The organism is Acinetobacter sp. YH12226, assembly GCF_013417805.1.
Lineage (GTDB): Bacteria > Pseudomonadota > Gammaproteobacteria > Pseudomonadales > Moraxellaceae > Acinetobacter.
Map to the genome: position 1 here is coordinate 37,846 of NZ_VPDG01000016.1, position 16,559 is coordinate 54,404.

At 41.6% G+C, this 16,559-nt stretch carries 13 protein-coding genes and 1 pseudogene; 8 read left to right on the forward strand and 6 right to left on the reverse strand.

What is annotated here, in order from left to right; all coding sequences use genetic code 11:
* Nucleotides 1-291: 291 nt before the first annotated feature.
* The 6 genes from FTV08_RS13100 (at nt 292) to FTV08_RS13120 (ending at nt 6,715) form a co-directional block, all read left to right on the forward strand.
* Nucleotides 292-2,448, forward strand: a complete 2,157-nt coding sequence (locus FTV08_RS13100) for a TonB-dependent siderophore receptor (RefSeq protein WP_180039003.1) — start codon at nt 292-294, stop codon at nt 2,446-2,448.
* Between the two features lie 71 nt (nt 2,449-2,519).
* Complete coding sequence (locus FTV08_RS13105) at nt 2,520-3,131, forward strand: DUF4198 domain-containing protein (protein WP_004647798.1); 612 nt, start codon at nt 2,520-2,522, stop codon at nt 3,129-3,131.
* Nucleotides 3,132-3,173: 42 nt separating this feature from the next.
* The gene (locus tag FTV08_RS13110) at nt 3,174-3,455 is read left to right on the forward strand and encodes a hypothetical protein (protein WP_004647796.1); all 282 of its coding nucleotides are present in this window, start codon (nt 3,174-3,176) and stop codon (nt 3,453-3,455) included.
* A gap of 3 nt (nt 3,456-3,458) precedes the next feature.
* Nucleotides 3,459-5,018, forward strand: coding sequence for a PepSY domain-containing protein (locus FTV08_RS13115; protein WP_180087465.1), 1,560 nt, complete (start codon nt 3,459-3,461; stop codon nt 5,016-5,018).
* Nucleotides 5,015-5,287 carry a hypothetical protein gene (locus tag FTV08_RS16345; RefSeq protein ID WP_306669620.1) on the forward strand — a complete coding sequence of 91 codons (273 nt, stop codon included), beginning with the start codon at nt 5,015-5,017 and terminating at the stop codon, nt 5,285-5,287. Before FTV08_RS13115 ends, FTV08_RS16345 begins: the two co-directional genes overlap by 4 nt.
* Nucleotides 5,288-5,542: 255 nt before the next feature.
* Entirely contained in the window at nt 5,543-6,715 is a 1,173-nt protein-coding gene (locus FTV08_RS13120) for an iron-containing alcohol dehydrogenase (RefSeq protein WP_071850974.1), read from the forward strand.
* Nucleotides 6,716-7,220: 505 nt separating this feature from the next.
* Here FTV08_RS13120 and FTV08_RS13125 read toward each other — a convergent pair.
* Nucleotides 7,221-8,402, reverse strand: a complete 1,182-nt coding sequence (locus tag FTV08_RS13125; protein ID WP_180087466.1) for a transcriptional regulator — start codon at nt 8,400-8,402, stop codon at nt 7,221-7,223.
* A 201-nt stretch (nt 8,403-8,603) separates the two neighbouring features.
* On the opposite strand from FTV08_RS13125, the gene FTV08_RS13130 reads away from it, so the two are divergent.
* Entirely contained in the window at nt 8,604-10,115 is a 1,512-nt protein-coding gene (locus FTV08_RS13130) for an aldehyde dehydrogenase family protein (RefSeq protein ID WP_180087467.1), read from the forward strand.
* A gap of 177 nt (nt 10,116-10,292) precedes the next feature.
* Here FTV08_RS13130 and pnuC read toward each other — a convergent pair whose 3' ends face one another.
* From pnuC to FTV08_RS13150, 4 genes are all read right to left on the reverse strand, one after another.
* A complete protein-coding gene (gene pnuC, locus FTV08_RS13135) occupies nt 10,293-10,862 on the reverse strand; it encodes a nicotinamide riboside transporter PnuC (RefSeq protein WP_180087468.1) in 570 nt (189 codons plus the stop codon).
* Nucleotides 10,863-10,890: 28 nt separating this feature from the next.
* Entirely contained in the window at nt 10,891-13,095 is a 2,205-nt protein-coding gene (locus FTV08_RS13140) for a TonB-dependent siderophore receptor (RefSeq protein WP_180087469.1), read from the reverse strand.
* Nucleotides 13,096-13,135: 40 nt separating this feature from the next.
* Nucleotides 13,136-14,341, reverse strand: coding sequence for a phosphotransferase enzyme family protein (locus FTV08_RS13145; RefSeq protein ID WP_180087471.1), 1,206 nt, complete (start codon nt 14,339-14,341; stop codon nt 13,136-13,138).
* Nucleotides 14,342-15,465: 1,124 nt separating this feature from the next.
* On the reverse strand, nt 15,466-15,642 hold the full coding sequence (locus FTV08_RS13150) for a hypothetical protein (protein ID WP_171260806.1): 177 nt from the start codon (nt 15,640-15,642) through the stop codon (nt 15,466-15,468).
* Between the two features lie 297 nt (nt 15,643-15,939).
* Here FTV08_RS13150 and FTV08_RS13155 point away from each other — a divergent pair, with 297 nt between their 5' ends.
* The gene (locus FTV08_RS13155; protein WP_004281965.1) at nt 15,940-16,113 is read left to right on the forward strand and encodes a hypothetical protein; all 174 of its coding nucleotides are present in this window, start codon (nt 15,940-15,942) and stop codon (nt 16,111-16,113) included.
* Nucleotides 16,114-16,132: 19 nt separating this feature from the next.
* On the opposite strand, the pseudogene FTV08_RS16350 reads toward FTV08_RS13155, so the two are convergent.
* Nucleotides 16,133-16,369 (reverse strand): annotated as a pseudogene (locus tag FTV08_RS16350) (DDE transposase); the annotation flags it as partial.
* Nucleotides 16,370-16,559 lie beyond the last annotated feature (190 nt).

Genomic DNA, 16,559 nt, shown 5'->3' on the forward strand with positions numbered 1-16,559 from the left:
AAAAGATCTATCTCTGAAGCCTTTATGCAACAAAGTCACTCCAGATTGAGGATTTGAAAATTTATAGTGCAGTATATAAACAAATTGGTTCAGGAGCACAAAAGTAAGGTAATAACATCTTTTTTTAACAGTGATATTTTATTGTTCCCTACTCCTTACATTAAACTTTTATTTGTAGATTTACCTATCATTAACTCATTTTTCATTTGGATTTCCTATTATATTGAGATTGCTTTAAGAGATATCAAACAATAATATTACTGATAATTATTATCATTTACATTAACTAAAATGTTTTATACCGTTCCTCCATCATTTAAGCTTTCTCTTCTTAGTCTTGCAATTTTAGTGTCCCAGCAAAGTTTTGCCGATGATACTCAGCAATTACCGACGATTACATTTACAGCGGAATCAGAACAGAGTGAGCTCAGCTCCGAACAGAGTAAGGCTTATATCATCCAAAATTCGTCAACCGCCTCAAAACTGAATATTCCACTCAAGGAAACGCCGCAAACAGTCAATGTCATCACTCGCCAGCAACTGGATGACTTTGCCTTGGATAATACCCGGGACGTACTGCGCAATACCCCTGGCATTATCGTCAGCAATCAGGAAACGGAACGGAGCTCCTACCTTGCCCGAGGTTTCGAGATTTCAAATGTTTTAGTCGATGGCGTTGGTATTCCACTCGAAGGCTATAATTATAATAATGATAATCCAGACAGTTTTTTGTTTGACCGTATCGAAGTGGTGAAAGGCGCGAATGCCTTAAATAATGGAATTGGCGATCCCGGCGCAACTATTAATATGATTCGCAAACGCCCGACATCCGACCTTCAAACAGCCTTTAATGCCAGTTATGGCTCATGGAATACGCAGCGCTATGAAGTAGATGTATCCTCTCCTCTCACCCAAGATGGAAAAGTCAGAGGTCGTGTATTTGGCTATCAACAAACAGGCGACAGTTATCTGGATCGTTATGAACTGGAAAAAAACGGCATAGGTGCTGTTGTGGAGGCAGATATTACTGACACAACTCTATTGACTGCTGGCTATACCGAAACCAATCACAAGCCGAATGGTGTCAATTGGGGTTCTAATCCACTGATCAATACTGAAGGCGAGCAGCTCAGTTACTCACGGAATTATAATTACAGTCCAAGCTGGGCCCACTGGGATAGCAATATTAAAAGTTACTTTGCCGAGCTTGAACAAAAACTGGGTGGCGACTGGACAGCCAAACTGACCTATGATGAAAAACGTACACAACGCGATTCAAAGCTCTTGTTTCTGTCCGGCAAACCTGGCGCAAATGGCACTTCAGGCATCTTCCTCTACCCAGGCATGTATATTGATGACAATAAAGAACAACAAGCCAGCCTGAGTTTTAGCGGCACCTATCCGCTTTGGGGACAACGCCATGAAGCCTCATTGGGCTATGTCTGGGCCAAAAATCGTCTGGATGAATTGGGTTATGCTGGCAGCTTTGTCAATCCACTGACCACAGATTTAGCCAGCTTTACACCCGAAGAACCAAGCTGGGATATGTCGAAAACCAGTGGTGAAATGCATATCCGGCAGAAGAACCAGAGCCTTTATGCTGCGACCCGACTGCATCTGAATGATGATCTGAAACTGCTTTTAGGTGCGAACTACGTTCAGGCTGAAAGCAGTGGTAGCAGTTATGGGACCGACACCATTTATGATGAAGATAAAGTTTTACCCTATGCCGGTCTGACCTATAACTTTAGCCCTGAATATACAGGTTACCTGAGTTATACCTCGATTTTCCGTCCGCAAACCACCAAAGCAGATGATGGCAGCATTAACAAACCGATCGAAGGTGAAAGCTATGAAGTCGGAGTCAAAGGTTCTTGGCTAGATGACAAGCTTACCGCCACCATGGCTGTGTTCAGAACGGAGCAAAGTAATTATCCGCTTCGTGATTCTGATGGTATCCCGACTTTACGCACAACTCAGGTCAGTGACCTGCGTTCCCAAGGCTACGAGTTTGGCTTGGCGGGACAACTGACCGACCATTTTAACTTAAGCTTTGGTTATACCCAGTTTAGCCTGAAAGATCTGATCAATGGCGGTGATGCGCGTACCTTCAATCCAACCCAGTCTTTTAATCTTTTAACCACCTATCAGGTGCCACAACTTCCAAAACTGAAACTGGGCCTTGGTGTGCAGTGGCAGGATCAAACCTATCTGGATGTGCCTGAAGCAACCACCAATGGAGTGATTACCCAGAAAGCTGGAGTCATTGAACAGGATGCCTATGCGCTCGTGAACTTAATGGCCAGCTATGAGTTGAATAAGCATATGACCTTTCAAGCCAATGGTAATAACCTGACCAATGAAAAATACCTATTCAATTTCCCCAATCAGCAAGGTTTTTATGGTGCACCAGCGAATTACAGCGTTGCTGTGAAATTTAAATATTAATTTTTAAGCTGAGCCTTGACGACATGTTCAGGGCTAAATCATCACTACATACACAAAAATAGGTAAAACAAATGAAAAAAATGATCGCTTTGACCCTTGGACTGTCTATGACACTTTCAGCTCAGGCGCATATGCTTTGGCTAGAACGTGGCACAAATCAGCAGACTCATGCGTTCTTTGGTGAATATAGTGAACAGCTCAAAGAAACGCAGCAAGGTGCCCTCAAGTCTTTCAATCAGGCAAAGGCCGTTCAGGCCAAAAAAACATTTAGTCCTCAAATGCAACAGGATCATTTGCTCTATGCAACCCAAGGCCAGACCGATGTCCAGCTCACTCATGAATTGATCTATGGAGAATCATTGCTGAGCTATCATGCCAAATCCGGCAGACAAAACTTGAAAGCAGAGTCCGAACTGGATATTGTCCCGACCCAGATCAACAGCAATACATTTACGGTACTGTATCAGGGTAAAGCTGCTGCGGATGTTGAAGTCACAGTCTTTTCCCCGCAATTTTGGCTAAAAAAATACACCACCAACGGCCAAGGCCAGATTACGATCGCCACGCCATGGAAAGGTCAATATGTCATTGAAGTTGGCAAAGAAGCAGACAAGGCCGGAAAATTGAATCAGCAGGCCTATAAAAAACAGTATCTGGTAACGACTTTAAGTTTTGTTTATTAAGTTTTTAGATTTTCATCAGTATAGATCTATTCAAGGCCAAATATGATGTCTGTTGTAGTGCAGCCACTCGCCATTTTCTATCGCTTAGGCATGAGCTTTGGGATGGGCTACTTGTGCAGTTATTTGATCGCACTCGATCTGGCTTACTTTCTACAGGCTTTTCTGCCCAAAGCAGAATCCGTCTATTTGGCCGCCGTTATTGCCCTGATTTTTTATGTCTGTTTTGTGATTGGCATCTTCTGTATCCAGAGTTTAAAAAAGCTTTCGGTCTATAGCCTGCTTCCTTTCCTTAGCTTATTTACCATCTCCCGCTTCATAGGTTAAACCATGCATAAATCTGTCCGTCAATCCATGGCATGGCTACATTCATGGTTAGGTTTAAGTTTTGGCTGGCTGCTCTTCGCGATCTTTTTAACAGGCGCGGTCACCTATTACCGGCATGAAATCAGTATATGGATGCAGCCTGAATTTGCCTCAATACAAGTCAATCAGGAAACTGCCTTAAAATCTGCTTACAGCTATTTACAGCAGCATGCACCGGACGCCCAAAACTGGTATATCGGAGTCGCCAATCAAGATTCACCGGTGAATAAAGTCTACTGGCAAAAAGCGGATGGTGGCTATGAAGTCAAAACCCTGAATGCTTCGACAGGAAAAGAATTACAGCTTTCAGCCACACAAGGGGGAGATTTTTTCTATAATTTTCATTTTCAGCTCTATGGTATGCCCTACACCATCGGTCGCCTCATTGTGACGGTCGCTGCCTTTATCATGTTACTGACTCTGATTTCAGGAATTATTACCCATAAAAAAATACTGACAGACTTTTTTACCCTAAGAGCCTTTAAAGGACAGCGCTCTTATCTGGATTTTCATAATGTCAGTTCAGTGATTGCCCTGCCGTTCTTTTTGACCATGACATTTACCGGGTTGGCGATTTTCTTTTATATCGTGCTGCCTTCCGGTATGAAAAAACTTTATCCAGACAATCCCTTTCAATATTTTGAAGAAATTCGCACAATCAATACATCAGCCACCCACTCAGTTCCTGTGAAAACGCAGATGCTGCCAATTCAACATTTTATCACCACGGCACAGCAACACTGGGGAGATGCGGAATTTGACAATATCACGGTCAAGCAGCCCAATACCCAGCTGGCACAAATAACATTAACCCAACTCAAAGATCATTCCATTACCCGAAATCAAGCACAGCTTATTTTAAATGCAGCTACCGGAAAATTGCTTGAACGTACACGAAATGAAAGTGCAATTGCCACACTCAATGCCGGCATATATGGCTTGCATATGGCACGTTTTGCCGAACCTGTTTTACGTTTAGGGTTATTTTTCTCCGGCATATTAGGCTGCGCAATGATTGCATCCGGATTGCTGCTGTGGAGCCTGAAACGCCAAATGCAGAAAAAATCAGTGCGGTTTCATCTCGGACACTATTTAGTGAACCGCTTGAATATCACCATGATACTTGGCTTGCCGATTGCCATGCTGGGATATCTCTATGCGAATCGTTTTATCAGCATCCCTGTAGGTGCACCAAATTATGAGATTTATAGTTTTTTCAGTATTTGGCTCGGCAGTTTCATTCTGGCATGTTTAACACCGCAGCAATATTTATGGAAAATTCAGCTTAAAATCCTGATTGGTACTGCCTTTATAATTCCCCTGATTGATATTTATTATTTAGTTTCCCAGCAATATGTTGATTCTTTTGCGACTTATTGGCCTTTTTTGCGTATTGATCTGATGTTATGGACCTTGGCACTTCTCGCCCTATTGTTACACCAGAAAATTACGCCCATTCAGCAAAAGGCTATTAAGAAAATCCAGACCAAACTGAAAGCCGTACAGCAGGAGTCTTCCATATGATATGGATCGCAATCATGGGGCTTTTATGGCTAAGCTGTTTTGGTTTTTATGCGGTGAGTGAAAAGCAGATCGTAAAAAGCCGAAAATCTCGGTACGCTTTTTTAGCGAATTTTCCTACGTACACTAAGTTCGCTGCAGGTATTTTCTTATTCGTCGTAATGGTTTTATTACGGACCCGGTTTAGCTACAGTATTAGCTTTGTGGCTCTATGGGTATTTCTAAGCCCTGTACTTTTTATCTTTATCTTAAAAATGAATAAAGCATTTTAGTATTTATTTAAAATCAGAAAGTAGTAAACAGCCTAGTGCGCTACTTACATGCCCTCTATTGAACCAATCTACCCAGTATCTGCTAAACCTTGGCAACCTACTTTTAAATATTTCAGATTCATTATTTTGGCTAGAATCAGAAATTTAAATTGGTAGGTATTTGGTAGGTAGGATTCTTTTTAACTTCATCCAATACTTATATTACGGTGAGGGTCACCGATAAAATAATCAATTAATGGTAGAAGGAATCACGCCATGGCTTTTAAAAATATTTCAGATCAAACTAACGGTTTTTATATTCCCTGTGTTTCACTTTTTGGTCCGGGCTGTGCTAAAGAAATCGGGATAAAAGCACAAAATTTAGGTGCCAAGAAAGCGCTGATTGTAACTGATGCGGGGCTGTTTAAATTTGGTGTTGCAGATGATATTGCAAATTATTTGAAAGAGGCGGGTGTTGACAGTTATATTTTCCCAGGCGCGGAACCCAATCCAACTGATATTAACGTGCATCATGGAGTTACAGCTTATAATGAAAATGCCTGTGATTTTATTGTATCGTTAGGTGGGGGTTCCTCACATGACTGTGCCAAAGGCATTGGTCTAGTCACTGCAGGTGGCGGACATATCCGTGATTATGAAGGGATTGATAAAAGTACCGTCCCGATGACACCACTGATTGCAATCAATACTACGGCAGGGACAGCTTCGGAGATGACACGTTTCTGTATCATTACCAATACCGATACCCATGTGAAAATGGCGATTGTAGATTGGCGTTGTACACCACTCATTGCGATTGATGACCCTAAACTTATGTTGGCCAAACCTGCAGGGCTGACTGCGGCAACAGGTATGGATGCCTTGACGCATGCAGTAGAAGCTTATGTGTCTACGGCAGCAAATCCAATCACTGATGCCTGTGCAGAAAAGGCGATTACCATGATCAGCGAATGGCTTAGCCTGGCAGTGGCGAATGGGGATAATCTGGAAGCACGGGATGCCATGAGCTATGCCCAATATCTTGCCGGAATGGCCTTTAACAACGCCTCTTTAGGATATGTGCATGCGATGGCACATCAGCTCGGAGGCTTCTACAACTTGCCGCATGGTGTTTGTAATGCAATTCTGCTCCCCCATGTTTGTGAATTTAACCTGATTGCTTGTCCTGAACGTTATGCCAAAATTGCCCAATTGATGGGGGTGAATACAGAAGGTTTAACCGTAACTGGAGCAGCTTATGAAGCGATTGGCGCCATTCGTCAGCTTTCGGCTTCAATTGGTATTCCATCTGGGCTGACGGAATTGAATGTAAAAGAAGCTGACTTGGCCATCATGGCGGAAAATGCACAAAAAGATGCCTGCATGTTGACCAATCCACGTAAAGCCAACCATGCCCAAGTGGTAGATATTTTTAAAGCGGCGATGTAGTACCTCAATGTAAGTATTCTCTCCAAGTATCTGACTTACATTTTTAACAGCCCCTGTTTCACTTCCTGAGGAAGTGTGCCAAGAGCAGACATGCATTTTCCTGTTCCTGGCTGATCCTTTTGCCTTCATAAGAGGATAAAAGCGGGGGGTGTTTCTTTTTTATGAAGTCCCCTTCATTATGAATATCGACATTAATCCCATGGTAGAAAAATGCCACTATTTTTTTAGCCCGTTCTAGCCACAAATAAAATTTCATAGCGTATTATCTTACGATTATATTTGATCCCTGAGGAATAAATTGCGCGTCCTTCAAATGACATGAAGGTGAGCGTAGCTGATATCAAGCATCTAGGCAAACGGCAAACTGGGTAGCCACTGATAAAAATTTTAGGATCAGGTTCAGTCTAAATTAATAAGTAAACTCACAGTAAGCAAGGATAATACTTAATATTCCAGAATATTCCTATTTTAACTGTTTAGCTTTGTACCGACAGTTACATCAGCTTTAAAGATTTTTATATTTTAACAGAGTCTGATGAACGGGATGGTTTTTGGGCATCAGTTCAATCAGGCGTTCTACAGCATCAATCGCTTCAGGAAAATGTGCCACATGTTTCAGCAAGACATCGGTTTCATTAGCCTTGAAAATGGCATCGCTCAGGCGTGATTCCAGACAATCTCTCCAGGCGCATAGAAATGGACTTTCTGTTTTGGCCAGAAATACGCCGGTACATAATTTCAAGGCTGAATCGATATACCCAGCATCTAAAGATTGCTCTGTCATTAAAAAATCAGCCTCTACATGCGCCAATAAACGATAGGGTCTGGAACCCAGCATACCACCTAATAAATCGCGTAATTGTGACATTTCTGCTTTTAAAGTCCCCATACTGACCTTGCGCTCGCCATATAAGGCTTGATGCAAGGTATCTAGACTCAGACCATGCGGACATAAGGCTAGAATGGTCAGAATTTCAATCTGTCGAGGAGTCAGAACCAGCACTTTGCCATTAAACAGCACTTGAGGTACTGAAAAAGCTCGAATAAACAGGCGCTGCTTCTGGCATTCTAGTAGAGCCGACTGGATGATCGTAGCACAGCGCTCCGCAGCTAGTAGTGCTAAACTGTTATGCTTTGGCCAGGTAGTCGACAGATCAATGACACCTAAGACCTGTTTTGAATAGGGATCAATAATCGGGGCAGCGTAACAAACCCAATCATGAATGGAGGACATGTAATGTTCACTGGAAAAGACACAGCTGGATTGTTGAGTTTTTAAGGATAATGCCAATGCATTGGTTCCGACTAGCTCTTCGCGCCATTGCCCACCTTCAATAAAATGTACACTTTCTGCGGCACTTTGCATTTGTGGGCTAGAAGCTGCCCAAATGATGGTGCTGCCGATATCTCCGACCGCCAGCACCATAGAAGATTGCTCGGCAATATGTTTCAAGTCTTGTGCACAATGGCGTAGAGCATAGGCTAAAGTTAAAGAAGAAGTGGTCTTTTTTATATTTGTCAGCGGTGCTGCTAAACGATTCTTCGGGATTTCAGCCGAGGATGAACGTTGCCAGGAGCTGGCAATACTCTGTCCCAGCTGTTCTGCATGTAAGGGAGACAAACTGCTGTTTTGCCGAAGCTGATCGATATTGTGCCTTTTTTCCATCAAATCTTGTTTTGTCATCATTCCTTATTCTCACAACAATTCATGATTTACATCCGCTGTAATCGTTATTTTTTTAAAATGGATGAAAATATCGTGAACATGCTAGCTCCAACCTTTTTCCAACCTTATACCAGTTATATTAATCAAATAAGATGCAGAAGTACCTTATACCAAAGCTGTAGAAGCGGTTTTGCCATACGAAAATAAGCAAAGGAAATACATATGCGTTACGTCGATCCTAATCAACCTGATTCAAAAGTTCATTTTAAAGCACAATACGATAATTTCATTGGCGGCGAATGGGTCGCTCCGGTCAAAGGTGAATACTTTGACAATATCTCTCCGGTAGATGGCAAAGTCTTTACCAAAGTGCCGCGCTCTTCTGTAGAAGACATTGAGTTGGCGCTTGATGCAGCGCATAAAGCCAAGGAACAATGGAACCGGTCATCGCCGACCACCCGTTCCAATATCCTGCTAAAAATTGCAGATCGTCTGGAACAAAATCTGGAACTGCTGGCTGTGGCAGAAACCTGGGACAATGGCAAACCGGTCCGCGAAACACTGGCTGCCGATATTCCACTGGCCATTGATCATTTTCGTTATTTTGCCGGCTGTATTCGTGCGCAGGAAGGCGGCATTTCCGAAATTGATGAAGATACGATTGCCTACCATTTCCATGAACCGCTTGGTGTAGTCGGACAAATCATTCCCTGGAATTTCCCGATTCTGATGGCCGCCTGGAAACTGGCACCCGCCCTGGCTGCAGGCAACTGTATTGTACTGAAACCTGCGGAACAGACTCCGGTCAGTATTCTGGTACTGGCTGAACTGATTCAGGACATTTTGCCACCAGGCGTATTGAATATCGTCAATGGCTACGGAGTCGAAGTTGGCCGTCCACTGGCGACCAATCCCCGTATTGCCAAGATTGCCTTTACCGGTTCAACCGCCGTCGGCCAAATGATCATGCAGTATGCAACTGAAAATATTATTCCGGTAACGCTGGAACTTGGCGGTAAATCACCGAATCTGTTCTTTGCTGACATTATGGATCAGGAAGACGATTATCTGGATAAAGCTCTGGAAGGCTTTGCCATGTTTGCCCTGAATCAAGGTGAAATCTGTACCTGTCCTTCCCGTGCCTTGGTACAGGAAAGTATTGCCGATGAATTTCTGGCGCGTGCAGTAGAGCGGGTGCAACGGATTAAGACTGGTCATCCGTTAGATACCGACACCATGATTGGTGCGCAAGCCTCACAGGAACAGCAGGACAAGATTCTGGGTTGTATTGCCACTGGCCGTGAAGAAGGCGCACAGATCCTGACCGGTGGTGAAGCACGTCATGAAGTGGGTCAAGGTTTCTATATTGAACCGACCATCTTTAAAGGCACCAATGACATGAAGACCTTCCAGGAAGAAATCTTCGGGCCTGTACTGGCTGTGACCACCTTTAAAGACTTTGATGATGCGATCAAGATCGCCAATGATACGATTTATGGACTCGGTGCCGGTGTCTGGTCACGCTCAGCGCATACCTCCTATCGTGCCGGTCGTGCCATTCAGGCGGGTCGGGTCTGGACCAACTGTTATCACATTTACCCTGCGCATGCGGCTTTCGGCGGTTATAAAAAGTCAGGGATTGGGCGTGAGAATCACAGAATGATGCTGGATCATTATCAGCAGACTAAAAACTTGCTAGTCAGCTATTCGACCAAACCAGCCGGGTTCTTTTAAGAAGTGAAATACATTCAAAGCGAACTTCGGTTCGCTTTGAATGTATGGTAGCTAGCTTTCACAAAATATCAGCAACATCTTCAAGCTGCGGCCAATTCAAATAAAGTTTTTAGTCTATAAATACTTTTTTTAAAGGAAAGAGCATCACCTCAAATTTCTATTTGCAATAGTGTCATTTCAAGATAATTTCACTCTATAAAGATTTTGCCACATTCTCCAGCCATTCAGTGCCAGAAGAATAAAAATAAAATAAAGTACGGCTGTTAAATACAGTGACTTATAGCTATACATGCCAACATAAATCACATCTAGAACACACCATAATCCCCAGCTTTCAATATATTTTTTTGCCGCCCAATAACTTGCCACCAAGCTAAAAGAGGCTAACATGGAATCCAACCAAGGTAGTGACGCTGCGGTGAAATGAGCAAATAAGGCGCCAATCACCAGACCCGCGACGATACCCACAATCAGGCTATATACCCAGATTTTTTTATTCAAATAGCCAATCTGCACGGTGATAGCCTGGTCATGATTTTTCTTCGACCAGCTATACCAGCCATACAGTTGCATCAAGATAAATACGGCTTGTAATGCTGCGTCTACAAATAAATTGACACGATAAAAAATAATCATATATGAAAATACAGCGATAATATTCACCAACCAGCAGACTTTATATTGTTTGGAGGTCAACCAGACACCTAAAACGTTTAAAATGAACGCTGCAATTTCTATATTTTCCATAGCAATATAACCTGGTTAAGCAGCCAATTTAGAAGTTCAGATTGAATGACAAGGTTGCTGTACGCGGCGAACCCAAGAATAAATAATCGTCACCCAAAAATTCACCTGCATCACGCCAGTATTTCTTGTTGAACAGATTATTAATATTCAAGCGCAGCAATGCATCGGTCGTATTTAGCTTAAATTGATAAGCAGCGCCTAAATCAACCACACTATAACCTGCAACTTTCGCAGCACCCTCTTTGTTGGCATATTTGCTGGAACTGTATTGACCACCTGCCAGAACAGTGAAACCTGCAATGCTCGGTACGTTATAGCGAAGATGTGTTGCGAAACGAGCTTTTGGCACGTTTTGCGCTTGATGATGGCCATATTCAACCGCTTCAACATTTTCTAAACGGGCTTTGATCAAGGCTAAAGATGAAGTTAAGGCCAGATGGTCGGTTAATGCACCATTTAGTCCTAATTCCAGGCCCTGACTATGCTGTTCGCCTTCCGCAATAAAATAGCGAAGTCCTGAAATCGGCTTGCTATATTGATTGTCCTGACGTAAATCAAAAACGGCTGCAGTCAACAGGAAATCATGGATCTGTTGTTTGAAACCAATTTCATATTGCTCTGAATAGATCGGTGCTAGGGTTTCAGCCGCATTCTCTGCAAACCAAGGCGCTGTTTTTCCATCTGACAGGCCTTTAGCATACGAGGCATAGACGGTAGTCGATTCCAAGGGGCTATAGCTGATCGCAAATTGCGGTAAAAATTTGCCTAAATCAGTATCGCGGACTTTTACCCGATCTGCATCATATGCTTGTTCATCCAGCTCGATCCATTTTCCGCCAATCAAAGTGGTCCAATGTTCATTCCATTCAATACGATCAAGAAACGTCAATGCAGTTTGTTTACTGTCTAAAGCTTTAAAATAAGGACCAATATCACCTGGTTGTTGTTCTACTTGGAGTGGATCCTCATAAATATTACCTGCAATATCTATGTCCTCTGGGTACTCGTATAAATGTGTATATATGTTTCTATTTAACCCATGATATCGATCACGAGATTTATTGGTTTGCGTAATATCAAAATTTAGATAATGTTGCGCCCAATTGGTATCAATCACCCCCTCCAATTTGACTTTAAATTGGTTGGTTTTAAAGGTCTCATCAGGGTTACGAAAATCATAAATATCGTAATGACCATTCGCATCAAAGGTGTTACCTAAGCCACTATATTCACATAACGTGGCATAACATCCCCAAGCAAATGTCGAATAATCATCAACCTTGGATTTACTGTGGGCTGCAACGAGTCCCAGGTTCCAGTCACTATTCAAAGCATAGCTATATTTTAAACTGCTATTCAGACTATCGATCGTGACCGGTTTGCCCCAATTCTGATAACCCAGCAATCGATCCCATTTCACATTTTGTGGGACTTTGCCATCCAGTAATTGATAACCTGGCACTGATTTTTGTTCGGAACGCTGTGCTTCAAGATCAAGTTCTACTGTGGATTGCGCTGACATCTTCCAATCAAGTGCCAACGCAGCTAAATAACGTTCGCCATCCACATGATCGACATAAGACTCAATCTGTTCATTCACCAGATTGATGCGATATCCGAATTGTTGCTCATCACCCCAAAAACCACCCAGATCAGTTGCCACTGAAAACTGGCCGTGTTGATCGGCCGAGAATGTCAGTGCCTGAATATCTTTCGGTCGCTTGGTGACATAATTCACAACCCCACCCGGGGTCGACATCCCACTTTGAATCGCGGACATGCCTTTTAAAATTTCCACACGTTCTTTATTTTCAAGTGCGACGTTTTGTTCACCACGAATCACATTGCCATTAATGAGGTAGCTAGATGCCAAATCGAGTGCAAAGCCACGCGAGACAAAGTTTGGATAATAGCCAATTGCAGCATAGCCCTCACCGATGGCTGCATCATTTTTTATAACATCGCTTAGCACACGAGCATGTTGTTGAGCAATGAGATCAGCAGTCAAAATAGAGACCGATGCAGGTATTTTTTGCAGACTGTCCGTAGCAAATCCCTCAACATTCACTTTAGCACTCGAGTAAGGAATGCTTTGATCGGCTGTGATAACAATCGTGTCAAGCTTTTGAACATCGTCTTCAGCATAAGTCAGCGGGACTAAACACAGCTGCGACAGAATGATCATATTTAAAGATCGGATTAATACATTCTGTTTGAGTTGACGAGTGTTCATACGAAACCTTATGTCTGTGAAGTGGGTGATGATGCTGGGTTTAGAAAGAGCATTGAGAAGATTGCAATTCATCTTGAATGAGCCGGGTTAAGGTCTGGGTAAATTGTTGACCTTGTTCGCCAAAGAACCAGTCCACATGACCGATAATCCAGTCGTAATAAGCCGCATCTGCATGGTTGAGGTTGTGGGTAATACCCACAAAATACTCAAGCTCTGAAAAAGCGAAATCCAAATGCACGATTTTCAGTAGTTCTGGCAAAATACTAAAATCTTCTTGTGGATGTACTTCAGAAAAATAAGCATGTAGAAAGGCGGTTAAACCAGCTTCATCAATCTGAATATGTGGGCTCTGCTCTAATTCCAACCAATCAATGAAATTACGTTCAATCGTCACAGCCAGATCATAAAGTGCAGAGTTTCGGTCAGATAAACCAAAATCAATTACGGCAGTAATTTCAGCTTTGGCATCCGGCGCTGACCAAAACAGATTAGAAGCGTGTAAATCGTTATGGGTCCAAATTTTGCTTGCCTGTTGCAATACAGGCTGAATACGCTGGTGAACCTGTAAGATTCGATCTAAAAAGTAAGAATCTAAATTTTTATCGGCAAAATAACGGCTTAATTCTGAACTGTTTGCAATGCGCTGTTGAATGGCTGTAATGATATTTTCACTGTCTAAAAGCTGCTGATTGGAAACCAAATAAGATGCTGATCTGCCCTGCTGTTCGGGAAAATCCTGCATCGCCAGATGTAGTCTGGCTAGTAAAGCTCCTGCCTTGGCGGCATGTTCAGCATAGAAAAAAGGTTTCCAGGATTGCTGATCTGCATACAGATCTAAACCGGCTGCTTTTGCATAGACTTCATAGGTCCAGTCACCTAGCTCTAAAGCGGTCAGACCTTGATTTGATCTAATCAATGCTGCAACAGGAATTTCCTTGCAGGCTAAATGTTGAAGAACGGCATGCTCCTGTAAAATATCGCGGGCACGACGAAAGGAACAATGGCTGCGCTTAATCAAATACTGATGCGCGACTGCTTCATCCCTGCTCACAAAATCCTGCTCCACCTTGACCAGCGCCGCAGATGAAAATGGCCGGGGACTACACCACAAAATCTGAAAATGACCTTGTAAACAGGAATAGTGCTGCTGCAGGCTTTGTAATTCTGGATCAGAAATATGTGCCCAGTCTTTATTTTCCCAGGCATTGCCCATACCATGACCTAAATCATCGGTAACTATGGTCATCATCAATATTCCTGAGTCAGATCATCATGTGGTAATGGAAAATCATCGTTTAGGCGAACATGCAAACAGTATTTTTAAATACATTTAATATTTGGTGGTGTTTCAAAAAGTATGCTGACTATATTTTAACCATAATTTAAATCTCATAAAGCATTAAAAATATAATGAATTTAATTTACTTCTTTTCAATTTTTGTATTGACAGAATTAACTAGCATACTTTTTGAAACACCATCTAATATTTAAAGTACGTCCTAAAATTAAGTGGTACATACCAGTATTAAATTGGAGGCAAGTTTAGCCTTATAAATATAAAAATAAAATAGATCTCTCGCATAAATTAAAAAATGATCTTCTTTTGGGTTAATATTCGAACTACAGATTTCTTAGCATTCGCGCATAATCTATGGATGAAATATATCGATTCAAACAAGCTTTCTGATCCTCAGTTCAAGCGATAACATAGTTTTAAAATGCACCGTAATTCATTTTCATGACTTCACTAAGTAGCTCTTTAAATCCATGTTCATCAGCAGAAAATTCTACCAGTGATTCATTGTTCAGATCAGTAACACATGCCATGGTCGAAATGACCTGTACACTATGAGCTTTGAATTCGCCCAGGTATATTTTGTTGAATTAGGTTTTTTTTATTAAGATATTTAAGGGAAAATTCTCACGGAAAAAATGTTTTTTATCACTGAACCATATACAAGTAGCTAAATTATCCTGCAATTTTTCAACCATCATTGGATGACTACCGTAAACTAGGTAAACAATATCACCAATATAGATATTATTCATCTTTAGTCAGCCAAGTATAAGATCAAAATTCTGAAACTTCTGATAAATAAATTAATGCCATCAATTGAGGACTTTTTTTAAACTGAGAAAGCGTTTATAAAGTCCAATTAAGTCCTTGTCCCATTTCATAAATAATGAGTATTAATGCAATTACCATTAGTGAAATCACAATGGCTTCGACCTTAGTGAGCATCTTAAATTCTCCACCTTTCATCTTTTATATAATAAACAAAGTGAACAATAAATAACAATAAGGTTACAAAAAAATTACTGGATGTTACAAAGATAGGGCTGGTAAAGAATAATCTCTCAGAGGAGGTGCTAATTCTTTTCAAACTTAACCTTATGTACTGGGCGATGTCCTATATAAGACTCATGACCTACTGCGATCATATCAACACCACCTTCTTCTTCTAAACTTAATAAGAAAGTATGGACACCCTGCATGTCATTTAACTCAATATTATTGCTGATCCATTTCATCGTACCTGGTTCCATATCGTTTATGTCTTCTTGGATTTTATTATAGGGGGATTACCGCAGTTGACCATTGATATGCTCTTTTTATCATTTGCCATTAAATTATCTTCGCTATAAAAAATTTTTAAGAAAATCGGTCTGTATTTGGCCAATTAACGCTACAAAAAAACTCATCCGATAAGTATTCTTACATAAACCCAAGGTTCTATAACTTGGATCCTGAATATCTTACATACGCAGACATAGCTCATACATCGGAATTTAAACTTAGCCTCTAGACTGAAATTAAGTTTTACAAACATAGAGGAAATTCAGATGGAAAAGTATTCAAAGATTCTAATCCTGAGCTTATTTGGATTTACTGGAACAGTAGCTATTGCAGATGAATCCATCCCAATAGAAGCAACTGCCGCCGCCGAAGCGCAACAGGTTGCTTTAGATTATGGAAATGAGAAAGACAAAAAATCTGAATCATCTGAAAGCCCTTAATTAAAGTAATGCCGGTCAGTTAAGAAATTGACTGGCATTTTCTTGGGTATTTCTGTGGTGTCCCTTTCACAACTCGTGGGCAACTCCTCACTCCCCTCTCAGGCAAAACATATCTCTTAGATTTTTCCAGTAAACTTTCTAAATGTTTAGGTAAATTACCTGCGGAGTCTAAAGAGTCGAATCTTAATATATTCAGAATGCCAATAGATGCAATATGAAAGCTGATTCTCAAAGGACTGACTTTTGCACGTTGAGCCGTACCGGGTTTGTCGGAGAGTCAATATTCTGAGATGAGAAGCATTGCTTCGCAAGACGTAGCGAAGCGTAGTGTCCCGATGACAAAATTAAAATATACCCCTGAAATCAGAGAAAGAGCGGTTCAATTATTGATTGAATCTGAAAAAGATTATCCTTCTACTTGGGCTGCAATCACAGCAATTGCGCCT